General features: G+C 51.4%; 23 protein-coding genes. 16 read left to right on the top strand and 7 right to left on the bottom strand.

Features of this window, described 5'->3' with window-relative positions; all coding sequences use genetic code 11:
* Window positions 1-303 precede the first annotated feature (303 nt).
* Window positions 304-894 (bottom strand): OmpA family protein, encoded by a 591-nt coding sequence (locus ACO0LI_RS13125; RefSeq protein WP_423032915.1) that lies wholly within the window; start codon window positions 892-894, stop codon window positions 304-306.
* A 322-nt stretch (window positions 895-1,216) separates the two neighbouring features.
* Here ACO0LI_RS13125 and gyrA point away from each other — a divergent pair, with 322 nt between their 5' ends.
* The 13 genes from gyrA (at window position 1,217) to ACO0LI_RS13060 (ending at window position 16,455) form a co-directional block, all read left to right on the top strand.
* Window positions 1,217-3,877, top strand: a complete 2,661-nt coding sequence (gyrA, locus tag ACO0LI_RS13120) for a DNA gyrase subunit A (protein ID WP_423032914.1) — start codon at window positions 1,217-1,219, stop codon at window positions 3,875-3,877.
* Window positions 3,878-3,884: 7 nt separating this feature from the next.
* A complete protein-coding gene (serC, locus tag ACO0LI_RS13115; RefSeq protein WP_423032913.1) occupies window positions 3,885-4,988 on the top strand; it encodes a 3-phosphoserine/phosphohydroxythreonine transaminase in 1,104 nt (367 codons plus the stop codon).
* Between the two features lie 236 nt (window positions 4,989-5,224).
* Entirely contained in the window at window positions 5,225-6,298 is a 1,074-nt protein-coding gene (gene pheA, locus ACO0LI_RS13110) for a prephenate dehydratase (RefSeq protein WP_422951574.1), read from the top strand.
* A 7-nt stretch (window positions 6,299-6,305) separates the two neighbouring features.
* Complete coding sequence (locus tag ACO0LI_RS13105; RefSeq protein ID WP_423032912.1) at window positions 6,306-7,214, top strand: prephenate dehydrogenase; 909 nt, start codon at window positions 6,306-6,308, stop codon at window positions 7,212-7,214.
* A gap of 49 nt (window positions 7,215-7,263) precedes the next feature.
* Window positions 7,264-8,601, top strand: a complete 1,338-nt coding sequence (gene aroA, locus ACO0LI_RS13100) for a 3-phosphoshikimate 1-carboxyvinyltransferase (protein WP_423032911.1) — start codon at window positions 7,264-7,266, stop codon at window positions 8,599-8,601.
* Between the two features lie 17 nt (window positions 8,602-8,618).
* The gene (cmk, locus tag ACO0LI_RS13095; protein WP_423032910.1) at window positions 8,619-9,305 is read left to right on the top strand and encodes a (d)CMP kinase; all 687 of its coding nucleotides are present in this window, start codon (window positions 8,619-8,621) and stop codon (window positions 9,303-9,305) included.
* Between the two features lie 151 nt (window positions 9,306-9,456).
* Window positions 9,457-11,160 carry a 30S ribosomal protein S1 gene (gene rpsA, locus ACO0LI_RS13090; protein WP_186952926.1) on the top strand — a complete coding sequence of 568 codons (1,704 nt, stop codon included), beginning with the start codon at window positions 9,457-9,459 and terminating at the stop codon, window positions 11,158-11,160.
* Between the two features lie 23 nt (window positions 11,161-11,183).
* Complete coding sequence (locus tag ACO0LI_RS13085; protein ID WP_110256992.1) at window positions 11,184-11,489, top strand: integration host factor subunit beta; 306 nt, start codon at window positions 11,184-11,186, stop codon at window positions 11,487-11,489.
* A 167-nt stretch (window positions 11,490-11,656) separates the two neighbouring features.
* A complete protein-coding gene (locus tag ACO0LI_RS13080; RefSeq protein WP_422951578.1) occupies window positions 11,657-11,971 on the top strand; it encodes a LapA family protein in 315 nt (104 codons plus the stop codon).
* A 121-nt stretch (window positions 11,972-12,092) separates the two neighbouring features.
* Window positions 12,093-13,268 (top strand): lipopolysaccharide assembly protein LapB, encoded by a 1,176-nt coding sequence (gene lapB / locus ACO0LI_RS13075; RefSeq protein WP_423032909.1) that lies wholly within the window; start codon window positions 12,093-12,095, stop codon window positions 13,266-13,268.
* Between the two features lie 159 nt (window positions 13,269-13,427).
* A complete protein-coding gene (locus ACO0LI_RS13070; RefSeq protein ID WP_423032908.1) occupies window positions 13,428-14,801 on the top strand; it encodes a UDP-glucose dehydrogenase family protein in 1,374 nt (457 codons plus the stop codon).
* Between the two features lie 43 nt (window positions 14,802-14,844).
* A complete protein-coding gene (gene rfaE1 / locus ACO0LI_RS13065) occupies window positions 14,845-15,759 on the top strand; it encodes a D-glycero-beta-D-manno-heptose-7-phosphate kinase (RefSeq protein WP_423032907.1) in 915 nt (304 codons plus the stop codon).
* Between the two features lie 102 nt (window positions 15,760-15,861).
* The gene (locus ACO0LI_RS13060; RefSeq protein WP_423032906.1) at window positions 15,862-16,455 is read left to right on the top strand and encodes a phospholipase D family protein; all 594 of its coding nucleotides are present in this window, start codon (window positions 15,862-15,864) and stop codon (window positions 16,453-16,455) included.
* 22 nt (window positions 16,456-16,477) lie between these two features.
* On the opposite strand, the gene ACO0LI_RS13055 is transcribed toward ACO0LI_RS13060, so the two are convergent.
* A complete protein-coding gene (locus tag ACO0LI_RS13055) occupies window positions 16,478-17,281 on the bottom strand; it encodes a DODA-type extradiol aromatic ring-opening family dioxygenase (RefSeq protein ID WP_423032905.1) in 804 nt (267 codons plus the stop codon).
* A gap of 170 nt (window positions 17,282-17,451) precedes the next feature.
* Between ACO0LI_RS13055 and ACO0LI_RS13050 the strand changes: the two genes are divergently transcribed.
* From ACO0LI_RS13050 to cysM, 3 genes are all read left to right on the top strand, one after another.
* Window positions 17,452-18,336 carry a LysR family transcriptional regulator gene (locus ACO0LI_RS13050; RefSeq protein WP_423032904.1) on the top strand — a complete coding sequence of 295 codons (885 nt, stop codon included), beginning with the start codon at window positions 17,452-17,454 and terminating at the stop codon, window positions 18,334-18,336.
* A 153-nt stretch (window positions 18,337-18,489) separates the two neighbouring features.
* Window positions 18,490-19,005: a ComEA family DNA-binding protein gene (locus ACO0LI_RS13045; protein WP_423032903.1), complete on the top strand. Its 516-nt coding sequence runs from the start codon at window positions 18,490-18,492 to the stop codon at window positions 19,003-19,005.
* A 273-nt stretch (window positions 19,006-19,278) separates the two neighbouring features.
* Complete coding sequence (gene cysM / locus ACO0LI_RS13040; protein ID WP_162042223.1) at window positions 19,279-20,181, top strand: cysteine synthase CysM; 903 nt, start codon at window positions 19,279-19,281, stop codon at window positions 20,179-20,181.
* Window positions 20,182-20,674: 493 nt separating this feature from the next.
* Here the strand turns inward: cysM and ACO0LI_RS13035 are convergent, their stop codons facing one another.
* The 5 genes from ACO0LI_RS13035 to ACO0LI_RS13015 form a co-directional block, all read right to left on the bottom strand.
* The gene (locus ACO0LI_RS13035; RefSeq protein WP_110257001.1) at window positions 20,675-20,974 is read right to left on the bottom strand and encodes a hypothetical protein; all 300 of its coding nucleotides are present in this window, start codon (window positions 20,972-20,974) and stop codon (window positions 20,675-20,677) included.
* A gap of 335 nt (window positions 20,975-21,309) precedes the next feature.
* Window positions 21,310-22,449, bottom strand: a complete 1,140-nt coding sequence (mltB, locus tag ACO0LI_RS13030) for a lytic murein transglycosylase B (protein WP_423033009.1) — start codon at window positions 22,447-22,449, stop codon at window positions 21,310-21,312.
* Between the two features lie 26 nt (window positions 22,450-22,475).
* The gene (locus tag ACO0LI_RS13025) at window positions 22,476-24,488 is read right to left on the bottom strand and encodes a transglutaminaseTgpA domain-containing protein (RefSeq protein ID WP_423032902.1); all 2,013 of its coding nucleotides are present in this window, start codon (window positions 24,486-24,488) and stop codon (window positions 22,476-22,478) included.
* Window positions 24,485-25,468 (bottom strand): DUF58 domain-containing protein, encoded by a 984-nt coding sequence (locus ACO0LI_RS13020; RefSeq protein WP_423032901.1) that lies wholly within the window; start codon window positions 25,466-25,468, stop codon window positions 24,485-24,487. The genes ACO0LI_RS13025 and ACO0LI_RS13020 overlap by 4 nt, the downstream gene beginning before the upstream one ends.
* Before the next feature lie 27 nt (window positions 25,469-25,495).
* Window positions 25,496-26,416, bottom strand: coding sequence for an AAA family ATPase (locus ACO0LI_RS13015; RefSeq protein WP_422951589.1), 921 nt, complete (start codon window positions 26,414-26,416; stop codon window positions 25,496-25,498).
* Window positions 26,417-26,577: the final 161 nt, after the last annotated feature.

Genomic DNA, 26,577 nt, shown 5'->3' with positions numbered 1-26,577 from the left:
TCTCCTCTCGGGTGAGATTATTACCGCAGATGAACTGCGCAAATTACTGCATAAAACCAGATAGTACCACGGCGATGATGACATTACTATTTCGTCAAACATCATGTCAGCCATAAATCAGCATTCGTTCTATTTTGCCATAATCATCAATATAAAGACGAAAATTGTTAAATCGACAAAGTTACAGTTAGTTAAATATGTCGTATTTTGACAACGAAATGTATGCTTTGGCAAGCTAATACCAGTTCCGGAGCAGAAATGTTTTGTTTTTGACCAGAAAAGCGAAGGATTTTTGCACCGAAATTATTTAGCGAGACCGCGTCCTTCGACGACGATGCGCCTGTTTGGTGCAAGGCATTCTGCCAGTTTTGCCTTGGGTAACTTGTCATCGCAAGACTTGATCTGTTGTGTTTTGCCCATGCCCATGGTGTCCATAGGGGCATTGATGCCCTTGCTGCCCAGGTAGGCGACTACGGCATCGGCATTCTTTTCAGATAATTTCTGGGCTTGTGCCTGGCTGCCTGACAGATCGGTATGGCCGCTGACGACGATGAGATCGACTTTGGCGCAGGTGGCCAGCTTGGTCATGACTTCATTGTCTATGCGCTCTTTACCCTTGTCATTCAATACAGATAATTGTACGGATTTTTTGTGTTCAAAAATTTCATCGCTTTGCAGGGTGAGGGCAAAGTCGCAACGCTTGGGTGCAGCAGCCGGGGCTGGAGCAGGAGGAGTAACTGCTGGGGTTGCAGCCGGGTTGGCAATTGCGGCAGATGCAGGGGCTTCACCAGTTTGTGCCGATGATGCTGGTGCTGTAGCGGTTTGGGCCAGGGCTGTTGAGACGGGCAGGGCGAATGCTGCGAGCACAAAAAGTGCTGTCAAATTTTTTAACATGGTTGTCTCCGTGAGGATATTAATTATTTGTCAGGTGTTTTTATTATGCTTTTGATTAAATCATATAAATTTGCACCCCGGCTGTCATTTGAATGACAGTGTTGCATGCCGTCAGTTGGCTATTTTGCGGCCTATTGCCAGTGTTTACCTGACTTAATTGCTATAAATGGAATTCAGCGTAGGAGGCATGTTAGAATCAAGAGTTAAACGTCAGTCTTTAACAGTCTTAATAAAATCTTATTGGATTTCACTTATTGGATTTTAATTAAGGACGTTATTAAAGACGTTATTAATTAACCAAGCTCTAATTCGCCGGCCGCCAATGGATCAATTCGCAAAAGAAACACTCCCGATTTCCCTTGAAGAAGAAATGCGCAAAAGCTATCTCGATTACGCGATGAGCGTTATCGTAGGTCGCGCTTTGCCGGATGTGCGTGATGGCTTAAAGCCTGTGCATCGTCGCGTATTGTTCGCGATGCACGAAATGAACAATGTCTATAACCGCCCCTTCGTCAAATGTGCGCGTGTGGTGGGTGAAGTCATGGGTAAGTACCATCCCCACGGCGATGCCTCCATTTACGACACGCTGGTGCGTATGGCGCAGGATTTTTCCCTGCGTTATACCCTGGTCGATGGTCAGGGTAACTTCGGCTCCATCGACGGCGACAATGCTGCGGCGATGCGTTATACCGAGTGCCGCCTGGACAAGATTGCCAATGAAATCCTGGCAGATATCGAAAAAGAAACGGTCGATTTCGTTCCCAACTATGACGGCAAGGAAAGAGAGCCTTCAGTTCTGCCTACCCGCATCCCGAATCTGCTGATCAACGGCGCATCCGGTATTGCGGTGGGTATGGCGACGAATATCCCGCCACATAATATTACCGAGATCATCAACGGTGCCCTGCATGTCTTGCGCAATAGCGATTGCACGATCGACGAGTTGATCGAGATCATCCCTGCGCCTGATTTTCCTACCGGCGGCATTATCTATGGCGTGTCTGGTGTGCGCGATGGTTACCGCACTGGCCGTGGTCGTGTGGTCATGCGCGCCAAGACTCACTTTGAAGAATTTGGCAAAGAAAACCGTACGGCACTGATCGTTGATGAGCTGCCATACCAGGTCAATAAAAAATCCCTGCTGGAACGTATCGCTGAACTGGTACGTGACAAAAAGCTCGATGGTATTTCTGATATCCGCGATGAATCCGATAAATCGGGCATGCGCGTGGTCATCGAGCTCAAGCGCGGCGAAGTACCTGATGTAGTATTGAACAATCTGTACAAGCAGACACAGTTGCAAGACACCTTCGGCATGAACATGGTGGCGCTGGTGAATGGCCAGCCAAAATTGCTGAACCTGAAGGAAATGTTGTCCTGCTTCCTGTCGCACCGCCGTGAAGTGGTGACGCGCCGCACCCTGTTTGAACTGCGCAAGGCACGTGAACGTGGTCATGTACTGGAAGGCCTGGCGGTTGCGCTGGCGAATATTGATGACTTTATCGCCATCATCCGCGCTGCGCCTACGCCGCCTATTGCGAAACAGGAATTGATGACCCGCGCCTGGGACAGTTCCATGGTGCGTGAGATGCTGACGCGTACAGCGGCTGACAATTCTGGTGGCATTGATGCCTTCCGCCCTGAGAATTTGCCCAAGCACTACGGCATACAGCCAGATGGCCTGTATAAACTGTCTGACGACCAGGCGCAAGAAATCCTGCAAATGCGTTTGCAACGCCTGACTGGTCTGGAACAAGACAAGATCGTCAATGAATACAAAGACGTCATGGCCGAGATCGCCGATTTGCTGGACATCTTGTCCAAACCAGAACGCGTCACCGTCATCATCACTGATGAACTGACTCTGGCCCGCAATGAATATGGTGAAGGCAATAAAGACGTACGCCGTTCAGAAATCACCCATAACGCCACCGATCTGGGTACAGAAGACCTGATCACGCCGCAAGATATGGTCGTGACCCTGTCGCATACCGGTTATATGAAGTCGCAACCCTTGTCTGAATACCGCGCGCAAAAACGCGGTGGCCGTGGCAAGCAGGCGACAGCGACCAAGGATGATGACTGGATCGAGCAACTCTTCGTTGCCAATACCCATGATTACATCCTCTGCTTCAGTAACCGTGGCCGCATGTACTGGCTGAAGGTATGGGAAGTACCACAAGGTTCGCGTACTTCACGCGGCAAGCCTATCGTGAACATGTTCCCATTGCAGGACGGTGAAAAAATCACCGTCATCCTGCCTTTGTCTGGCGATAACCGTACTTTCCCTGAAGACCATTATGTCTTCATGTCCACCAGCCTGGGCACGGTCAAGAAAACACCTTTGACTGACTTCAGCAACCCTCGTAAAGCCGGCATTATCGCGGTTGATCTGGATGAAGGCGATTTCCTCATCGGCGCGGCACTGACTGATGGCAAGCATGACGTCATGCTGTTCTCTGATTCTGGCAAGGCAGTACGCTTTGATGAAAACGATGTACGTCCTATGGGCCGTACCGCCCGTGGCGTACGCGGTATGAATCTGGATGAAGGTCAGCAGGTTATTGCCTTGCTGGTGGCTGAAAATGAACAGCAATCTGTGTTGACAGCGACTGAAAACGGCTACGGTAAACGTACCCCTATCACTGAATATACGCGTCATGGCCGTGGTACCAAGGGCATGATCGCAATTCAGACATCAGAGCGTAACGGCAAGGTTGTCGCTGCAACACTGGTAGAAACAACGGACGAGATCATGTTGATCACTACCGGTGGCATCCTGATACGTACCCGTGTTTCCGAAATTCGTGAAATGGGTCGCGCAACCCAGGGTGTGACCCTGATTGCAGTCGAAGATGGCACCAAGCTGTCTGGCCTGCAACGTATCGTGGAAACGGATGCGGACGTAGATGCAGCATTGGAAACTGATTCCGGCGCAAATGACGCAGAAGGCAGCGCACCAGAAGCCGACGCAGCGGAGTAAACCATCTATGACGACGATCTACAATTTCTCTGCGGGCCCGGCAGTATTGCCGAAAGAGGTATTGCAGCAAGCCGCTGCCGAAATGCTGGACTGGCATGGCAGTGGCATGTCCGTCATGGAAATGAGCCATCGTGGGCCAGAGTTCATGTCCATCCTCGCTGCTGCGCAAAGTGATTTGCGCGAGCTGCTGGCGGTGCCGGACAATTATAAGATCCTGTTCCTGCAAGGCGGTGGCCTGGGCGAAAACGCCATCGTCCCCATGAATCTGATGGGGCGCAAGCCGCAGCCTGCAACGGCAGATTTTGTGCATACCGGTTCCTGGACTGGCAAGTCCATCAAGGAAGCAAAAAAATACGGCAATGTGAATATCGCAGCTACTGGTGAAGCCAGCGGCTACACTACTGTGCCGCCACGCGATAGCTGGAAATTGACACCAGATGCTGCCTATGTGCATCTGTGTACCAATGAAACCATTGATGGCATTGAATATCAGTTTGCCCCCGATGTGGCGGCAGAAACCGATGGAGCGCCCATCGTCGCCGACATGTCTTCGCACATTCTGTCGCGCGTGATTGATGTATCGAAATATGGCGTCATCTTTGGCGGTGCGCAAAAAAATATCGGCCCGGCAGGTTTGACCATCGTCATTGTGCGGGAAGATTTGCTCGGCCATGCCTTGCCCATCTGCCCGTCTGCCTTTGACTGGAAAATCGTTGCCGACAATGATTCCATGTACAACACCCCGCCGACCTATGCGATTTATATCGCAGGCCTGGTGTTCCAGTGGCTCAAGCAGCAGGGCGGTGTGGCGGCGATGGAGCAAAAGAATATTGCCAAGTCCAGCCTGCTGTATGACTACCTGGATTCCACAGATTTTTATGAAAACAGAGTAGAAAAAGGCAGCCGTTCACGCATGAATGTGCCTTTTTACCTGAAAGATGAAAGCCTGAATGCGGCATTCCTGGCAGAAGCCAAGGCGAATGGCCTGTTGCAATTGAAAGGCCATAAATCAGTAGGCGGCATGCGTGCCTCGATTTATAACGCCATGCCTATAGAGGGCGTGCAGGCTTTGGTCAGCTTCATGCAAGAGTTTGCGCGCAAACATACGTAAATACTTGAGCCAGTGGCTTGAGCACATGGCGTCTGTTTTGTTTACACTATAGACAGACGCCGCTAATTATTTTCATCATCAGCCCTTTCTGAGCATGGTACTCACCATCACCTGGAAACCGTGGCGCTGATGAACCAGGTCAAAAGCCCGGCGAAAAAAGCATATCCGGCATGGCAGCCATGCGCTACAGTATTACTGCCTGCCCACACCCTATCAAACACGGTTTTTAGGTCATTATGAGCGACAATAAATTACTCCCCCTGCGCATCAAGATTGATGCCATCGATGCACAAATCCTGGATTTGCTGAACCAGCGCGCCCGCGTGGCTGAAGAAGTTGGCCATGTCAAGGCAGAAACCAATGCGCCGGTGTTTCGCCCTGAACGTGAAGCGCAAGTCTTGCGCGGCGTGGCTGAACGCAATCCTGGCCCCTTACTGAGTGACGACATCCAACTGATCTTCCGCGAAATCATGTCGGCCTGCCGTGCGTTGGAGCGCCGCGTGGTCGTGGCCTTCCTTGGTCCTGTCGGCACCTTCAGCGAACAGGCTGTCTATAAACAGTTTGGCCATGCTATCCAGCCTTTGCCCTGCGTGTCTATCGATGAAGTTTTTCGTGCTACCGAAGCAGGTACGGCAGACTTTGGGGTCGTGCCTATCGAGAATTCATCGGAAGGCGCGATCAACCGTACTCTCGATTTGCTTTTGCAAACCAGCCTGGCCATCAGTGGTGAGCTGGCGATACCGGTGCAGCATAGCCTGATGAGCAAGTCTGGCAATATGGAAGGCGTCAGCCGCATCTGTGCTCATTCGCAAGCTTTGGCACAATGCCAGGCCTGGCTGAACCAGCATTTTCCGCATGTGGAAAGACATGCCGTGGCATCGAACGCAGAAGCAGCGCGTATGGCCAGTGGTGACTATACCGTGGCGGCGATTGCCAGTGAAATTGCTGGTCATCAGTACAACCTGGGCATAGTCTCCGCCCATATCCAGGATGACCCGCATAACCGTACCCGTTTTGCTGTCATTGGTCGCTTGCGTACTACGCCTAGCGGCAAGGACCAGACTTCCATCGTGCTGGCAACGCCCAATAAGGCGGGTGCTGTGTATAACCTGCTGGCACCACTGGAAAAACATGGCGTGTCAATGACGCGTTTTGAGTCACGTCCTGCACGTACCGGCAATTGGGAATACTATTTCTACGTTGACGTAGAGGGTCATGTCATGGATGTCAAGGTAGAAGCGGCCATGGCCGAGCTCAATGACAAGGCAGCCTTCTTCAAGGTGCTGGGTTCTTACCCTTGTACAGTGTGAGTGCCTGATGCAAAAAGCTTTTCAACGCATAGCGATTTTTGGCGTAGGTTTGATAGGTGGTTCATTTGCCCTGGCTTTAAAAAAAGCAGGGGCAGTTGAGCAGATAGTCGGGGTAGGGCGCAGCCAGGCTTCGCTGCAAAAAGCGCAGCAACTGGGCATCATCGATGAAATAGCCTTGAATGCCGAACAGGCATTGTGTAACTGTGACCTGGTGCTGATCGCTGCGCCAGTCGCTCAAACAGGCGCGATATTAAAGGCGATTTACCCGCATTTGCAGCCAGGCACGATAGTCACGGATGCTGGCAGTACCAAGGCAGATGTGGTTGCCGCTGCACGCGCCAGTCTGGCTGAAAAGATAGCGCAATTTGTACCTGCGCATCCGATAGCCGGGCGTGAGTTGAATGGGCCTGAGGCCGCACTGGTGGATTTGTATGTCGGCAAAAAAGCCGTCATTACCCGCCTGCCAGAAAATAGCGATGCGGATGTGGCGAGGGTGGCATGGGCCTGGCAGCAATGTGGTGCCATCATCCATCATCTGGAACCTGCTGCACATGACGGCGTGTTTGCCGCAGTCAGTCATTTGCCGCATTTGCTGGCCTATGCGCTGGTCGATGATATCGCCCGCAAGCCGCATGCTGATACCTTGTTCCAGTATGCCGCCAGTGGCTTTCGCGACTTTACCCGCATTGCTGGTTCATCACCAGAAATGTGGCGTGACATCAGCCTGGCGAACCGCGCTGCGATGTTGCAGGAACTGGATTCGTATACTGCTCGCCTGTCCATCTTGCGCCAGCATCTGGTGGATGCCGACAGTGACGGTATAGAAGGCATTTACGCCAATGCCCAGCGTGCGCGCCATAACTGGATCAGCGCTATTGAGGCAGCCGAAAAACAGCAGCGTGAAGGTGGGGATTGACAGGGCTACGCTCTTCTCTACATCTACAAACTCAACATTGAATAAAACCATGACACAAGCAAGCAAACATTATCCGCATTACCTTGATCTGCAACCCGTCATGCAGGTGCAGGGCACAGTCAAATTACCGGGTTCCAAAAGTATTTCCAACCGTACTCTTTTGCTGGCGGCGCTGGCAGAAGGCAAGACCCAAATTATGGATTTGCTGGCATCCGATGACACCATGGTCATGCTGAACGCCCTGACGCAACTGGGCGTGCACTGGGAGCAGGATGGCGATAGCCAGAATTACACGGTACACGGTGTCAAAGGTCATTTCCCCAAACACCAGGCTGATTTGTTCATGGGCAATGCCGGTACTGCGATACGTCCGCTGGTTGGCGCATTGGCTGTATTGGGTGGTGACTACACCATCCACGGCGTGCACCGCATGCATGAGCGTCCTATCGGTGATCTGGTTGATGCACTGAATGAGGCTGGTGCACAGATAGAATATACCGGCAACCCCGGCTACCCGCCCTTGCATATACGCCGTGGCCATATCCACGCTCAGCGTTTGCAAGTAAAGGGTAATGTCTCAAGCCAGTTTCTGACTGCCTTGCTGATGGCCGCACCTTTGATGGCGCGTGAGCATGATGTAACGATAGAAGTGGTAGGCGAGCTGATATCCAAGCCTTATATAGAAATCACCCTGAACCTCATGCAAAAATTTGGCGTGACGGTAGAGCGTGATGGCTGGCAGGCATTTACAGTCAAAAAAGGCCAGCATTATGTGTCGCCCGGTGTTATCCACGTCGAAGGCGATGCTTCTTCTGCTTCCTACTTCCTGGCAGCAGGTGCCATTGCTGGTGGACCTATCCGGGTAGAAGGCGTAGGCAAGTCCAGCATACAGGGCGATGTACGTTTTGCTGAAGCGCTGGAGAAAATGGGCGCAACCATTACCCTTGGTGATAACTGGATAGAAGCCACTTCGAATGGTGTCTTGCAGGCCATAGACATGGACTTTAACCATATCCCCGATGCTGCCATGACGATAGCCGTAGCCGCACTGTATGCCAATGGCATCACGACCCTGCGCAATATTGCCAGCTGGCGCGTGAAAGAAACCGATCGCCTGTCTGCCATGGCGACAGAATTGCGCAAACTGGGCGCAATTGTGGAAGAGGGCGCAGATTATATGACGGTGACCCCACCCGAACATATCCTGCCTGCAACTATCGATACCTATGATGACCACCGCATGGCCATGTGCTTCTCTTTGGCCAGCCTCGATGGCCGGGCCCGCAGAGGTGCTACTATGCGCATCAATGATCCAAAATGCGTGGCCAAGACTTTCCCTGATTATTTTGAAGTCTTTGCCAAGATTAATCACCAAGATTTGTTTTAAAGGTTTTTATTGCACCTATGGCATCTATGACTGCGCCTAATCCTGTTATTACAATTGACGGTCCTACCGCATCCGGCAAGGGCACAGTGGCACACAGGGTAGCCAAGCATCTGGGTTTTCATTATCTGGATTCTGGTGCCCTGTATCGCCTGACTGCCCTGATGGCTACCCGCCATGGCATCGCTCTGGAAGATGAAACTGCCATTGCCAGCATGGCAAGAACCCTGCCTTGCCGTTTTGTCCACGGCCATGTTTTTCTTGAAGATGCCGATGTCACCGACGCCGTAAGGGCAGAAGAAGTCGGCGTTGCAGCCTCCCGCATTGCTGTTTTGCCAGCAGTACGTCAGGCCCTGGTTGATTTGCAGGTGGCTTTTCGCTATACGCCCGGTCTGGTGGCTGACGGGCGCGATATGGGGACGGTGATCTTTCCCGATGCCGGCTTAAAAGTTTTCTTAACAGCAAGTGCTGAGGCGCGCGCAAGCCGTCGATATAAGCAATTGATTGAAAAGGGAATTTCTGCTAATATGGAAAACTTGGTAAAAGATTTGATGGAACGTGATGCGAGAGATAGTGCTCGCACCACAGCGCCGCTCAAGCCCGCGCCAGACGCGATCATCCTGGATACATCTGAATTAACTGCTGAAGAAGCAGTCAATAAAGTGCTGGTCTGGTATGCGCAAACACAGACAAACAACACTATATAAGTAAGTATTTAAGTATCTGGTGGAGTTTGCAGGTGTCGTTTCAAGTGCCTTTATTGACGCAAGGTTAATAAAGGGATGTTCAACCTAACCCGGTAAATAGTGTCTTTTGCACCGTTCCGGCTAACTTGTAAATACTATGTCTACTGTTTTCATGTCCCAAGATTTCGCAACCGGTGCAGATAGCTTCGCAGCTTTGTTCGAAGAATCCCTGTCACGTCAGGATATGCGTTCCGGTGAAGTGATTTCTGCTGAAGTCGTCCGTATCGACCACAACTTCGTGATCGTTAACGCTGGCTTGAAGTCTGAAGCCTTTATCCCTGTTGAAGAATTCAAAAACGACCAGGGCGACCTGGAAGTTAATATCGGCGATTTCGTTTCCGTAGCGATTGATTCGCTGGAAAACGGTTTCGGCGACACAATTTTGTCCCGTGACAAAGCTAAACGTCTGGCCTCCTGGCTCGCGCTGGAAAAAGCGCTGGAGTCTGGCGAGATTGTTACTGGTACAGTAAATGGCAAAGTCAAAGGTGGTCTGACTGTTCTGACGAACGGCATCCGCGCTTTCTTGCCAGGTTCTTTGGTTGATACACGCCCAGTTAAGGATACAACTCCTTACGAAGGCAAAACCATGGAATTCAAAGTTATCAAGCTCGACCGCAAACGTAACAACGTTGTGCTGTCCCGCCGCGCTGTTGTTGAAGCGTCCATGGGCGAAGAGCGTCAAAAACTGATGGAAACCCTGAAAGAAGGCACAGTGGTTACTGGTATTGTTAAAAATATCACTGACTACGGCGCGTTCGTTGATCTGGGCGGCATCGATGGCTTGTTGCACATCACCGATCTGGCATGGCGTCGTGTACGTCACCCTTCCGAGGTGTTGACAGTTGGTCAGGAAATCACTGCAAAAGTATTGAAATTCGACCAAGAGAAAAACCGTGTTTCCCTGGGCGTAAAACAATTGGGCGACGACCCATGGACAGGTTTGTCCCGTCGTTACCCAGCGAACACACGTCTGTTCGGTAAAGTAACGAACCTGACCGACTATGGCGCGTTCGTTGAAGTCGAGCAAGGTATTGAAGGCCTGGTTCACGTTTCCGAAATGGACTGGACTAACAAAAACGTTGCTCCAAATAAAGTTGTTCAATTGGGCGACGAAGTTGAAGTTATGGTTCTGGAAATCGACGAAGAACGTCGTCGTATCAGCCTGGGCATGAAACAGTGCAAAGCCAATCCTTGGGATGATTTCGCGATCAACCACAAGAAAGGTGACAAAGTTCGCGGTGCGATCAAGTCCATCACTGACTTCGGCGTATTTATCGGTTTGTCTGGCAACATCGACGGTCTGGTACATTTGTCTGATCTGTCCTGGAACGAAACAGGCGAAGAAGCAGTACGTCGCTTCAAGAAAGGTGACGAACTGGAAGCCATCGTTCTGGCAATCGACGTTGAACGTGAGCGCGTTTCCCTGGGCGTTAAGCAACTGGAAGGCGACCCATTCAATAACTACTGCGCAATGAACGACAAAGGTGCAGTTGTCGTTGGTACAGTTAAATCTGTTGAAGCCAAAGGCGCAGTAATCCAGTTGGCAGACGACGTTGAAGGCTACCTGCGTGCATCCGAAATCTCCCGCGACCGCGTGGAAGATGCTGGTACACACCTGAAAGTCGGCGACAGCGTTGAAGCCTTGGTATTGAACATCGACCGCAAAGCTCGTGGTATCCAATTGTCTATCAAAGCTAAAGATAGCGTTGAAACACAAGAAGCTATGCAAAAAATGTCCGTTACTGATTCCAACGCAGCATCCGGCACAACCAGCCTGGGCGCTTTGTTGAAAGCCAAGCTCGACAATAAAAACTAAGATTAAGTCATAAGGTTTTTACTATGACTAAGTCGGAACTGATAGCTCGTCTGGCAGAGCGATATCCGCAACTGGTAGCTAAAGATGTGGATATCGCTGTTAAAACCATCCTGGATGCAATGTCGGATGCCCTGGCAACGGGGCAACGCATAGAAATCCGCGGTTTTGGCAGCTTTGCACTGAACAGTCGTCCACCACGGATAGGTCGTAACCCCAAGTCCGGTGACAAGGTGATGGTCCCTGAAAAACGGGTGCCGCACTTCAAGCCAGGCAAGGAATTGCGCGAACGTGTTGATGCCATGGTGGGGCAACCGATACACGATGACTAAGTCAGGCTGACTGGTTGTTGAGCTCGGAATGTTGAGCCTATTAGATGACGCAAAGATAAAAACGGCATATCGGTTTTCCGATATGCCGTTTTTTTTCAGTACAATGCTCTTTTCGGGATAAATTGCTTCATTGACGATTTTTCCGCTTATCCATCAAGGATGCATACATGAAATATATTTCAAGATTTTTCGCCATCGTGCTGTTTATCCTGTTCTTTGGCTTTGCCTTGAAAAACGACCAGATAGTCACGCTGCAATATTTCTTTGGCTTTCAACGATCTGCTCCCCTGGTCATCATGCTGCTGGCTTTTTTTGCCGGTGGTGCTGCGTTGGGCGCACTGGCCATGGTGCCTATGGTATTCCGTCACAGACGCGACCTGCACAAACATAAAAAGACCCTGGCAGAAATTGAAAAAGAACGTGAAGCCGCGCAAAGGGCCAGCACACAAGCGCCCCAGCCTGATAGCATTCGCAATATCTGACACGTGTGGGCGCAGCTTTCAGCACATTGAGACCTGCGAACAAAGATTGGCCAAAGACATATCGGCAATTCAGGCTTTGCATCTGAACTGACATTGTTTTCAACAATAAGAAGAAATACACATGGAATTTGAAATTTGGTGGCTGCTAGGCATACCCTTATTCTTCACCTTGGGCTGGAGTGCTGCGCGTATCGATATACGTCAGTTGATCTCTGAGTCCCGCAGCCTGCCGCGTGGCTATTTCAAGGGCTTGAACTTCCTGCTGAATGACCAGCCCGACAAGGCCATTGATGCCTTTATCGATATCGTCAGGCTCGATCCTGAAGCGGTAGACCTGCATTTCGCCCTCGGTAACCTGTTCCGCCGCCGTGGTGAGACTGAACGCGCGATCCGCGTGCATCAAAACCTGCTGGCCAGGCCAGATTTGCCCACCGAGCAAAAAACCCAGGCCATGTATGAGCTGGGCCAGGATTACCTGAAAGCCGGTTTGCTTGACCGTGCTGAAGAAACCTACAACCTGCTCGTCAACAGCCCGTTTGAAGCCCAGGCCAGACGCGCCTTGCTGGAAATTTACCAGCGTGAAAAAGAATGGGCACGTGCGATAGAAGCAGCAAATGCCTTGCAGGAATGTGGTGCAGGCGGCCGTCAAAAAGAAATCGCCCAATTCTATTGCGAAATTGCCCAGGATGAGCTGGTGCATACCAATACAGAAGCGGCCCTGGCCAATCTGGAAAAAGCACTGGCGGCAGACCGTAATAATGTACGCGCCATCATCCTCATGGGTGATGTGTATATGGCCAATGGCGACACTGAAATAGCCTTGTCCACCTGGCGCCGGGTAGAGCAGCAAAGCGTGCCGCATGTGGCACTGGTGGCGCAGCGCCTGATGGATGCATACCGCAAGCTCGACAAATCGCAAGAGGGATTGAACTTGCTCAAAAATTACCTGGCAGAGGCACCGTCGATAGATTTGCTGGAAGTCGCTTTCAAGGCCACACTGGAGCTGGAAGGTATAGAAGCCGTCAACAGCCTGGTCAGTGAAGAATTGCGCCGTACCCCAACCCTGCTGGGCCTGGATAAATTGCTGGATGGCCGCATCATGGTAGTGCCGCCTGAAGTCAGGCCGGAACTGGCCATCATCAAGAATCTGGTGCACGGCTATGCACAAAAACTGGCGCGTTATCAGTGCTCCAATTGCGGTTTCAAGGCCAGGCAGTTTTATTGGCATTGCCCTGGCTGCAGTAAGTGGGAAACTTACCCACCGCGCCGGACAGAAGAGCTGAACGTCATGAATTAATGAACGCTGTCATGCCTGAGCACAGCTTGATTTGCGCAAGGCTTCAGGGATACTCGTTAAGTGTAAAGAATCTTGAATAAGGGCTGTGATCTGAAACTCTATGTGGGTGAAGGATATTTGGATGCACAGAATGACTTATTTTTATTTGGTGATCAAAAAATGAAAATCACAATTATTGGTACAGGTTATGTCGGTCTTGTCACAGGTGCCTGCCTGGCTGAATTGGGTAATGATGTGTTTTGCCTGGATGTTGACCAGCGCAAGATTGACATCCTCAATAACGGCGGCATCCCTATTCATGAGCCGGGTCTGGAAGAAATCGTCGCGCGTAACCGCGCGGCTGGCCGCATACAGTTTTCTACCGATGTTGAAGCCAGTGTGAAGCATGGTGATGTGCAGTTCATCGCCGTCGGTACACCGCCGGATGAAGACGGTTCTGCTGATTTGCAATACGTCGTGGCTGCAGCCAAGAATATCGGCAAGTACATGACGAACTTCAAGGTCGTCGTTGATAAGTCTACCGTGCCTGTGGGTACCGCAGACCGCGTCAGCGCTGCTATCGCTGCTGAATTGACGGCACGTTCGGTGACGGCAGAGTTCTCGGTAGTTTCCAATCCAGAGTTTTTGAAAGAAGGTGCAGCAGTAGAAGACTTCATGCGTCCTGACCGCATCGTCATCGGTTGCGACCAGACACCACAAGGTGAAAAAGCGCGCAGTCAGATGAAGAAGTTGTATGCGCCTTTCAACCGTAATCATGAACGTACTTACTGGATGGATGTACGGTCGGCAGAGTTCACCAAATATGCAGCGAATGCCATGCTGGCGACTCGCATCTCTTTCATGAATGAGCTGGCGAATCTGGCTGATCATGTTGGTGCTGATATTGAAGCCGTGCGTCACGGCATAGGCTCTGACCCACGCATAGGCCATAGCTTCTTGTATGCCGGTTGCGGCTACGGCGGGTCCTGCTTCCCCAAGGATGTGCAGGCACTGGAACGTACTGCGCAGGACTATGGTTTGAATCTCCTGATCCTGCAGGCGGTAGAAGCCGTCAATGCACGTCAAAAACAGGTACTCGGCAAGAAGATACAGCAGCGCTTTGGCGAAAACCTCGCGGGCCGTCATTTCGCCATCTGGGGCCTGGCATTCAAACCGAATACCGATGATATGCGGGCTGCGTCATCCCGTGTCTTGCTCGGTGAATTATTGCGCGCCGGTGCGACGGTAGCGGTGTATGACCCGGTCTCCATGCAGGAAGCCAAGCGCGTATTTGAACTGGATTTCTACGATGCGCCTGAATTGCTTGCGTCCATACGCTATGCAGCCAACCCCATGGATGCGTTAGTGGATGCTGATGCACTGGCGATTGTCACTGAGTGGAAGGCCTTCCGCAGCCCTGACTTTGATGAGGTCAAGGCACGCCTGAAACAGCCTGTCGTGTTTGATGGCCGCAACCTGTTTGAGCCTACGGTCATGACCGAACTGGGTATTGAATACCACGGCATAGGTCGCTCCGTATTGACGAATAAATGACGAACAAATAATGCAGAATATGGATGCAAAAAAAAATACAGCAATGAAGCGTATTCTGGTTGCCGGCGATGTTATGCTCGACAGATACTGGTTTGGTGAGGTCAACCGTATATCGCCCGAAGCCCCGGTGCCTATTGTGCGCGTGGAAAAAAGTGAAGAGCGTCTCGGCGGTGCCGCCAACGTGGCCCGCAATGCCGTCGCCTTGGGCGTGCAGGCCGCCTTGATGGGTGTCATCGGTGATGATGATGCTGGTAATAGCATGGAGCGCCTGCTGAAGACTTCAGGCATAGAAGCCTATCTCAGTCGCGACCAGCAAATCTCTACCATCATCAAGCTGCGCGTCATCGGCAGGCAGCAGCAGTTGTTGCGCATTGATTTTGAAGAACGCCCGACCGAACATGTCTTGCGTGACAAACTGAATCGCTTCAACTCCTTGCTGACGGGTTATGATGTCGTTGTCCTGTCCGACTATGCGAAGGGCAGCCTGGTGAATGTCAGTGCCATGATCGCTGCAGCAAAGGCAGCAGGCAAGATCGTGCTGGTTGATCCCAAGGGTAGTGACTTCAAGCGCTATGCCGGTGCCAGCCTGCTGACACCGAACAAGTCTGAATTAAAGCAAATCATTGGCGACTGGCCAAATGAAGAAGAGCTGACCTCCAGGGCCCAGCAATTGCGCGCAGATTTAAACATCGATGGCTTGCTGCTGACCCGCTCAGAAGAAGGCATGACCCTGTTCACTGCCGATGGTGTGACCCATGTGCCCGCCATGGCGCGTGAAGTATTTGATGTCTCTGGTGCCGGTGATACCGTCATCGCCACCATGGCCGTCATGCTGGCGCAAGGCAAGTCCATGCAGGAGGCGGTAGTGATTGCGAATCGTGCTGGTGGCATAGTCGTCGGCAAGCTGGGTACGGCTACTGTGACACGTGAAGAGCTGTTTCCTGAGGCCGTGCAATAAGTGATGTGTGATGGCCCGGGACGCCGGGTCATTGATCGACTTGATGCAGATGAAGCGAACTTTCAAACCGCATTTTCAAAAACACAAGCGAAGAGAATCAGTATGTCTGCCCTGAGTATCAAACGTCTCATCCTTGCCGCAAACCTTGCTTTGCTGATCGCGCCATCTTGCCATGCATCGTCGCTAGAGGATAAACCTGCTGGGACGATCCTGGACGCATCGTCTGCGCAGATTGAAAATGCTTTTTCTCCCGATGCCAAGGCTGAGGAGTTGGTACTCAAAGCCATCAATACATCTACCTCCAGTATTAGATTAGCGGCTTACTCATTTAGTTCTCCAACTGTGGTCAAGGCACTGCTTGATGCAAAAAAGCGTGGTGTCAATATCATGGTGCTGGTCGATTATCGTCGCAACCAGAAAAAAACTAATTGGACAGCCTTGAACCGCCTCGTTGCTGCAGGCATTGCTACGCGTACCATTTCTGTGTATGCGATTCATCATGACAAGTACATCATCGCTGATGAACAAACTGTGCAGAACGGCAGCTTCAATTACACCCGCGATGCGGCAGAAGATAACAGTGAAAATGTCATCGTGTTCTGGCGTAACCCGGAGTTGGCGAAGTCATTTCTTCGCCACTGGGAAAGCCGCTGGTCTGCGGGCGTGGATTACAAAACCATGCCGCTGGTAAAGTAGCCACAGCAGGTATTGACAGACTTCAGGCTATCGCCCCAAAGCGAAAGCTTGATGCCACCACGCCGCCAAAAATGTTTTCTTCATGATAAACACAACTGGCAACTTCATCCTCTGCCGCACCCACGGCCACCATCAGCGGCAATAAATGCTCTTCCCTCGGATGGGCAACCCGCGCTGCCGGCGCTTCTTCCCAATTGAGCAGACGCTTGACTCTTTCTGTCGTGCTGCTGGCGATCAGGCTGTCCTGCAGCCAGTCATCAAAACTTGATGAGGGTTCTTTTGCCAGCGGGCCAAAGCGGCGCAGGTTATGGTAGCTGAGGCCACTGCCTATAATGAGTATGCCCTCGTCACGCAAAGGGGCGAGCGCTCGTCCCAGTGCCAGGTGTTCTGCCGGGTCCAGTCCTTTGCGCAGTGATAATTGCACGACTGGCATATCAGCTTCAGGGTACATCACGGCCAATGGCGCAAATGCGCCGTGATCAAAGCCACGCTGCGCATCCGCCTGTGCGGGCAAACCTGCATCCTTGATCAGGCCCATTACCCGTTCTGCCAGCTCGGGTGAACCCGGCGCAGAGTAATGTACCTTGTAGGTATGTTCAGGAAACCCACCATAGTCATACAGCATGCCGGGCCAGGGGCTGGTCATGACCTTGAATGCGCTTTCTTCCCAGTGTGCCGAGATCATCAAGATGGCCTTGGGTTTGTACGGCAGTTGCCGTGGCATATCAACCAGTGATGCTTCCAGCACATGCATGGTTTTACGCATGTCTTCCATGTAAGGCCAAGGGCCGCCGCCGTGCGAAATAAAGTAAGTAGGCAATTTCATTTGAGTATCCTCCACAGGTCATTTGGTGCCGGGGCTGGTTTTTTCAATTACTTCCATAAAGCCCATGAAATTCATCATAATGTTTCCCGATTGGGAAATCGATGGTGGTAAAGTAATTGTATTGTTTCCAAATAGTGCAACTACGGTGTATGGAAAGCCGAGGGTGATATATGGATGAACTAGATATCAGTGGCATCAGGGTATTTCGTGAGATTGTCGAATCAGGCAGCTTTACCGCAGCGGCTGACAGGCTGGGCATGGCCGCGCCCATGGTCAGCAAGCATATCGCCAGGCTGGAACGCAAGCTGGGTGCCAGGCTGCTTAATCGCAGCAGCCGTAGCATGAGCCTGACTGAGGCGGGCAAGGATTTTTTTGCGCAGGGCAGGCAGGCGCTGGACATTCTTGATGCTGCTGTTGCCTCGGTTGCACAAGAGAGCGGGCCACCACGCGGTGAATTGAAAATCAGCGCTCCGGTCTGGTGTGCGAATCCTGGCTTTGCGAAGGTGCTGGCAGATTTTCGTGAAAATTATCCTCTGGTCAGGCTGAACCTGCATCTTGATAACCACATGGTAGATCTGGTCGCAGACGGCTTTGATCTGGCGTTGCGGGCGACCGATGAGCCATCACCAGCGCTGATTGCCAGGTCTTTGTGCAAGGTCGAGTTCCGTCTGGTTGCCACACCGGCTTTTGTGAAAAACCTGCAAGCTGGCAACAAAGACGAAGCCGTCAACGTGGCGATGATATTGCCCAATTATGTGCAGCTTGAAAGGTTTCACTTGCCGGTGCAAACAGAGTGGGCGCCTTTAAAGCTGGATGCGGTCATGAAATGCGGTGACACCACGCTCACTTATCATTGCGTACTGGCTGGCATGGGTGCTGCATTTCTGCCCGAGTGGCTGGTAGGCGATGATCTTGCTTCTGGTCGTTTGCAACTGGTGGCAGGTAATGAGCCGGGTTTTACCGGCAATCTGTATGCCGTGTATGCCAGCCGCCGTCAGATGCCACCCAAGCTACGCTGTTTTATCGATTTTTTGATAGACAGACTGGGTGATTAGTCATATTGACATTAAATTGTGGAATACTTGTCAACGGAATTGACCGAGTTCCGTTGTTAGCTTCATAGCCAGCGATAAAAACCAGGCTATGTCGTTTAAAAATTCGCTTTAAATCTTGCTTAAAAAATGTCCAATTATTGAGGGAGTATTCGCATGTTGAAGAAAATTATATTTGGCCTGATGGCTTTGTTGGCTGCTACTGGTTTTGCATTCGCTGATGTCGATGTCAATAAAGGCGATCAGGCTGCACTCGATGGTATCAAGGGCATAGGCCCAGCCAAATCCAAGGCCATCATCGAAGAACGTACCAAGAACGGTGCCTTCAAGGATTGGGCTGATTTTGAAAGCCGCGTCAAAGGCATAGGCGAAAAAAGCTCCACTAAATTGTCTGAGGCAGGTTTGACTGTCAATGGCCAGGCTAAACCTGGTGCAGCAGCAAAACCAGCGGCCAGCGCAGCTCCTGCCAAAGGTGAAAAAGCTGATAAAGCTGCTGCCAAGGCAGAGAAAGCAGAGAAAGCAGAAAAACCTGCGCCAGCAGCATCTGCACCAGCGGCACCGAAAGCTTCGGCTGCGGCATCGGCAGCATCCAGCGCATCAGCCGCAAGTGCAGCGTCAGCAGCATCCAAGGCTTCCGCCGCATCGGCAGCTTCCAAGGCCAGCGCAAAATAAGCCTGATTCTTCAGTTCTTTTGTTGAACTGACAGTTTCACAAAACCCCGGAAGTGATTCCGGGGTTTTTTATTAGCTTATTTAAATTCTGTATAAGCCCGACTAGTGCTTGCCAGTGGCTTGCAAAGGCTTGATTTGTCTATGAGAAGCTGATTTTTATCAGCCTTGACAGGGCGCTTTTCAAACAAACTGCTTGCTTATGCGGCAAGCGTCTTAAGGTAACTGCGTTTAGAATAAGACTTTGTCTTTTTAAGCTGTTTTTAAGCTGTTTACCATGACCTATCTGACCATCGAAGACACCATAGGCAATACACCGCTCGTTAGATTGCAGCGCATACCCGGTGACGAAAACCAGCGACGCAATAATGTCATCCTCGGCAAACTGGAGGGGAATAATCCTGCCGGTTCCGTCAAGGACAGGCCTGCCTTGTCCATGATCAAAAGGGCAGAAGAGCGTGGCCGTATCAAACCTGGTGACACTTTGATCGAGGCTACCAGCGGCAATACCGGCATTGCGCTTGCCATGGCTGCCGCCATGCGTGGTTACAAGATGATCTTGCTGATGCCAGAAAACCTGAGCATAGAGCGTCGTCAGAGCATGGCTGCCTATGGTGCGCAAATCATGCTGACCCCCAAGACCGGTGGCATGGAATATGCACGCGACCTGGCAGAACAAATGCAGGCAGAAGGGCAGGGCGTAATCCTCGACCAGTTCGCCAATCCTGATAATCCACTCGCGCACTATGAAGCCACAGGGCCAGAAATCTGGCGCGACACCAAGGGCCAGATCACCCACTTTGTCAGTGCCATGGGAACCACCGGTACCATCATGGGGGTATCGGCTTATCTGAAGGAACAGAATCCACAGATACGCATCGTCGGTGCGCAGCCGGAAGAAGGTTCGCAAATACCAGGCATACGCAAATGGCCAGAAGCTTACATGCCGAAGATTTTTGATAAAGCCAGAGTCGATCAGGTGGAGTCAGTCACGCAGGCAGATGCAGAACAAATGGCGCGCAGGATGGCCGTGGAAGAGGGCATATTTTGTGGTATTTCTGCCGCAGGTGCTTGCGAAATTGCTTTGCGTATTGCCCAGACAGTAGAAAACGCCACGATAGTTTTTGTGGTTTGCGACCGTGGCGACCGGTATTTATCGACAGGTGTGTTTCCAGCCTGAGTAGTCGCATCATAGCGAGTGCAGCCCCGCACTCGCTGATTGAGCCAAAGATGTGGCTTGCTGATCTAATTGCGGGTATGACTGAGTTGATAGCGGGTACATCTTGCAGGTGCAGGTGACAGGACTAAGGCATAGAGCTAAGTTAAATAGCTAATCACTTCGCTAATCACATCGCTACTCACATGGCTACTCATATAGTCAGATCATGAAGGGCAGTGCGGGATGTGGTGAGCTGGCCTGGGCGAGCGGTTTAGCTGCTGCCATTCATGCGCGCATTGTCAAGGCGCTCTGCCATGGAATCTCCTGGCATTCAATTTTATTGCACTTCTCAGTCAGCTTTACATCAAGCTGTCATAAATCCGGTGCACAATAAAAACAAGAAAAAAAATACCGAAATCACGCTTGTGGCGCATTTTCGGTATTTTTCAATGTAGCAGTTTTCCTGATAACCCGAAGGTCAGACAGGCCAGCAAGCACTGATCAAATTAAAGACTTATGCTGCGTCTTTTGGTTTGAATTGCTTGTCGCTGATACGGAATTTCGCACGACGGTCGCCCATCAATTCGCGCAATTCTTTGATGCTGACATCGCTGATTTCATGCATGCGGATCAGCAGTGATGCGCCGACCGGCAGGCGACGATGCCTGATTTTACTGATTACTGGTGGTGCCACTTCCAATGCTCTGGAGAGTGCTGCATCATTTTTCAAATGCAATTGCTTGATCAGAGTATCCAACAGATTGTTTGGATCATAGTCGATTTCATCGGATTCAAGCTGGGTCAAATTTGCCATAATTACCTCGCTGTGTAGTTTATTGACGCTTAATTAGTTGCTTCAATAAAAAATTAATCAAACGGTAATATTGTATCTTTAAAATATAATTTGCTTGTCAGAAAAATAGCAAACCATTGTTAAATCTCTTGACACTTTGCTTAGTTAAGAAGTAAATGTGTCAACTAGATAACAGCACTTTAGTTTAGAAAATACTGAATGGCAATGTTTATTCCAGTAATTAGTTACTAGAATAACATAAATTAACAATTTTATTTGGTTTATTAAAATCTGTTAAATTGCGAGCTTCTTCTCCCATCACTCTGTGATGCGGCGTTAACCACATTAACTGAGAATTATTTTTGTCTGGCCGCAGCAATGACACGGCCCAGATCATAGACTGACATTGCATAAAAATAACTGCGGTTATACAAGGTAATGGCGTAAAAATTTTCTGTTGCAAGCCAGTACTCTGTTGCGTCATTGCCATTTTGCAGATCGACAAGCCCGTAAAGGATATTTGTTGGCGCATCGCTACTGGCTGTTGTCGCGATGGCTTTTAAATCCTGCAACTGATAACTGGCCTGCAAACCCTTGCTCAGGGCCGTGCTGAGTTGTTCATTTTTCTCATGTAACACCAGAGTGGCAGGGAATGCGACAGGCAAATTGCGCTTCCAGCCATGCACGGCCAGATAGTGGGCGACACTGCCTATGGCATCCACCGGTGAGTCTGTCAGGTTGATCTTGCCGTCACCATCAAAATCGACTGCATATTTCCTGATGCTGCCCGGCATGAATTGTGGCCAGCCTATCGCGCCTGCGTAAGAGCCTTTAAAAACAAAAGGATCAAGCGAGGCTTCTCTGGACATCAGCAACATGTTTTCCAGCTCCCCCCGGAAGAATTGCATGCGTGCATCGCGCGTCGGTGTGTCGGGATAATCAAAGGCCAGCGTAGTCAGCACATCCATCACGCGAAAGCCGCCAGTCTGCTTGCCAAAGATGGTTTCTACACCAATCAGGCCGACGATGATTTCTGGCGGCACGCCATATTCCTGCTCGGCTTTGGCGAGGGCATCGGCGTATTTATCCCAGAACGCGACGCCGGCTTCGATACGGTAAGGCTCGACAAAGCGGGCGCGGTAGGCTTTCCAGTTCTTGGGTTTGCCTGCCGGAGCAGGGCGCATTAGTTGCCTGGCGGTTTCTATGTACCTGGCTTGCTTGAAGATGGCTTTCAATTCTGCTTCGGTATAGCCATGCTTGCTGACCATTTCTGTGATGAAGCTGGATACTTCCTTCCATTGCTCAAAATGGCTTTCATTTTTTTTTGCCTTGACAGCCGGGGCGGAGCTGGCTGCCGCCGTGCTGCTTGCAGGCTTTTTCACATGTTTTTTTTCTGTTGCATGGGCTGCGCCTGAGGTGAGCAGGGCGACTGCGATAATCAGTGAGTAAATGCTATTCAGCAGGATGCCTGGCTGGCGTGATGCGTGGGATGTCAGAGAGATCAAAATACGTCTATTAAAAATTAGCGGCATGCTGCCAGCAAGGTTTTCAAACGCCGGATCAGCGTGCTTTCCGGACCTGGGTCTTTGCCGTAGCGGGCACTTGCGTACAGTGTCAGAAAACGCTCGGCATTTTCAAATTCAGCTGCGGGCAGGCTGCTGCGCAATCTTTCCAGATAGGTTTTTGGCCCCTCATGCAAAGCGCGTGCTGCGGTCTTTTTTTCCATCTTGCGACAGAAAGAAAAGTATACCTTATCAAGCGCTGTGACACGTGGCCGGTTGCGAATTAAGGGCAGGGAGATCAGGCCGAGTATCAGGCTGGTCGCGACAAAAAACAACATGGTCAGTTGTGTCCAGTCCACTTTCATGAGGCCCATGGAGTTCAACAGGCTTCTCTGGGTATTCTGGTTGTAGTTCAATACCCATTGATTCCAGGAGTTATTGACGGCACTCCATTGCATGCGCACCTGGTTGAAAAAAGAAATTCCATCCGGGCTCAGGTTCATAAGGCCCGCCAGGCCCTGGCGCGGCACGGCATAATTGAGTGAGCGCTGCACCCTTTCCGGTGCGACGGCTGCCGTTGGGTCTATCCTGAGCCAGCCTTTACCTTCCAGCCAGACTTCGGCCCATGCATGCGCGTCGGACTGGCGTATCTCAAGATAACCATCGACAGAATTCAGGTTGCCGCCCTGATAGCCGGCAATTACCCGTGCTGGGATATTGGCGGCGCGCATCAGCAGGACAAAGGCACTGGCATAATGCTCGCAAAAACCAGCCTTGGTATCGAACAGGAATTCATCGGCACTATTCCTGCCCAGGCGTGGCGGTTCCAGCGTGTAGGAATAGGCTTCACGTCGGAAGTAGTTCAGTATGGCCCAGATCAACTGCATATCATCGGGATATTGTTGTCTCAGCGTCGCAGCAAAAGCCAGGGTGCGTGGATTGTAGCCTTCAGGCAGTTTCAGCGAATCGGCCACCATCTCGCGGTTGCTGCTGGCTTCCAGGGCATAGCTGGTATACGACTCTATCGTGTATTTAAGCCTGTCATTGGTGACTTGCTCGCGCCGGGTTTCCATCAGTCTGTTGATGATCGCAACGGTACCGGTATTGGTGTCCAGTTCGGGTTTGCCTGCGGGCATGTCGAGTGCAAACAGCCAGTTTTGCCCATTCGCTTCCAGCGTGATTTCCTGGCGTATGGCCTGGCCGCCATATTTAATCCAGTTTTTGTCCTGGTCAGTTTTATAGGAAGATCTTTTTTCTTCCTGTGACCAGCTGCGCCCATCGTATTTATTCATGACGATGCCACGCCAGTAAAGCTGAGGTTTGGCCGGGATGAATTTATCGAACTTTACTCGAAAGGCAATTTCTTCAGACTGTGCCAGTTCGCTGATATTCCCTGGAGACATTGAGTTCGACAGACCGCTGCGGCCAGATTGCGCATCGCCTGGCAAACCCCACAGTGGCCCCTGTATGCGCGGGAATAGCACAAAAGCGATGATGGTCAGCGGAATTGCCAGCCCCAGTACGCTGGCGCCAAGCTTGAGCCTTTGCAGTAAAGGCGGTACTACACCTGTGTAATGGAAGGATAACTGCGCTGTCAGCAACAGGCACAGCCCGGTCAATGTCAGTATGGCGGCGAAGATGCTCTGCTGATAAAAGAAACTCGTCAGTAACAGGAAAAAGCCCAGAAAAATCACCACGAACAAATCTCTCTTGGCATGCATTTCCAGCAGCTTGCAGGTCAGCAGCAAGACCAGCATCGTGACGCCCGCTTCCCGGCCAAAAAAAGTCCTGTGCGTCAGATAGACTCCGGCCATCATCATCAGGGCAACCGGCAGCAGCAGCCAGGCAGGGGGCAGGCGGCGTCCGCTCAGGGTCAGCCATCCGCGCCAGGTCAATAACAGGGCGCAAGAGGCATTCACCCACCATTTGACATGGTCAGCATGCGGTAATAATACGAAGACGCAGGCAAAGATCAACAGCAGGGTATCTGCCTTGTCGCGTGACAATATGGTGCGGAAGACTGGCAATTTCATGATGCTGGTATCTCGTAGAGCGCCAGTGCGCGCAGGCAGGCTTCACAGTGCTCTGGCCCAGTAGTGGGCGGATACTGCGTATGCGCCAGCCTGAAGCCATAAGTCAGGCCGCGCTGATCGGCTTCTAGTACCCAGCTGGTCAGGCGTGAAAGTTTTAGTTCTGTATCGAGGTTACGTGGCAGTGCGGCAAAGTCCAGCATGACATCGTTGCCAGAACCTCCGGCAAATTGTTTGGTCACCAGTGAGCCACCCAGGGCTGTATCGACTTTGGCAATCTGTTTCCAGGCCAGGTGTTTCATGGGGTCGCCAGGCTGATAGGCACGTACGCCGGCAAAATCTTCATCACCGGCATGGCCTGGTGCTTCTGTTTTTTGCCCGGCACCTGACATCGGCAGCGGTGGTGGATTTGCCTCTGGTTGCGGATAGACGAGCGCATTGGCATCTGGCAGCCAGGTGCTCCAGGCGCGTAACAGGCCCAGCGGGAAGTTAGTCTGCAAACGTATTCTGGGTATCGCCTGCAAACCCCGGTTCGTCGTCGGGTAGCTGAGCTGCACGGCAACGCGGCTGCCAGCAGCGATATCAACAAATTTTTCCGGATGGCCTTTTTCAGCAAAACCCACACTGATGGCATAGCGTGGATGAGTGCGGCGGTTGATCAGATACACGGTATATTCGGTTTCTTCACCAGCAAAGACCGCCCTGGCCGAGCCTGGCAGCAAGTGCAGGTAGGCCAGGTTGCGAAAGCCATAAAATACATTGACCAGCGCAACGCCGCCCAGGACATAAGTCAGGCCAAAGCCCAGGTTCAGGCTGTAATTGGTTGCTGCCAAAAACATCAGTAGCAAAAGGACGACATATACCAGCCCAGGCTTGCTGGGCAGGGTGAATACCCGCCGCTGATTCAGGAACACTTCACCGCTTTCTGGCTTGTGTTCCAGAAAAACGATCTTGCGCAGTCTTTTTTTTATCGATGTGAACATGCCGTAATTGATCTATGGCTGTGCAGTTCAGACGCTGACACGTTTCATTAGTTGTGCCAGTAATTCGCTACTCGCACTGACCTTGCCTGTCATCGACTTCAAAGGGCGCAGCCTGTGTGCGATGACGGGTATCAATACTGCCTGCACATCTTCAGGCAGGACGTGGTCACGGCCTTCCATGGCAGCCCAGGCACGGGCAGCCTGCAACAGGGCGATAGAGGCGCGCGGGCTCATACCCTCGGCAAATAAATCGCCCTGGCGTGTTGCATGTGCCAGTGATTGCACATAGTCGATCAGCGCGGCAGAAGTATGGATTTTTTTGAGTTGCTGCTGCGCTTCCATCAATTCTTCTGGCTGCATGATGGCAGGCAATTGCGCCAGCAGGCTGCGCCTGTCTTCACCCAGCAAAAGGGCACGTTCTGCTGCCGCATCCGGGTAACCGAGCGACAGGCACATCAGAAACCTGTCGAGTTGCGATTCAGGCAGGGCAAAAGTACCCACCTGATGGGCAGGGTTCTGGGTGGCGATGACAAAGAACGGTGAGGGCAGGTTGCGCGTTTGCCCTTCTACCGAGACTTGCCTTTCTTCCATGGCTTCCAGCAAGGAGGATTGGGTTTTGGGCGTAGCGCGGTTGATTTCATCTGCCAGCAGTACCTGGGCAAACACGGGGCCAGGATGAAAGACAAATTGTGATTTTTCCCGGTCAAAAATCGAAATACCGACCACGTCTGCTGGCAACAGGTCGCTGGTAAATTGCAGACGGTTGAACTTCAGGCCCAGGGAAATCGCCAGTGCATGCGCCAGTGTAGTTTTGCCTACACCAGGCAAATCTTCTATCAGCAAGTGCCCACCCGCCAGCAAACAGACCAGCGCCTGCCTGATCTGCTGTTCCTTGCCGATGATGACGCTATTGACCTGTTTTGCTACTTTATGTACTTTGGAAAACATGTTCTTCCTTGCTGAGCAATATTTATTGTTGCCTGAAAATCATGATGGTTCAAGCCAGCCTGGGCTGGCCACGCACATGAATTGTCAAATTTCTGTGCCCACAGTGTAAACCGAAATGTGAAAAACTGTTGCCCATAGTGAAAAGATTCAGACAGACGGAT

The sequence above is a fragment of the Undibacterium sp. Tian12W genome (assembly GCF_049339405.1).
In the GTDB taxonomy this organism is placed as follows: Bacteria; Pseudomonadota; Gammaproteobacteria; order Burkholderiales; family Burkholderiaceae_D; genus Undibacterium.
The sequence above is the reverse complement of the archived record's forward strand: the minus strand, read 5'-3'. Positions and strand labels throughout refer to the sequence as shown.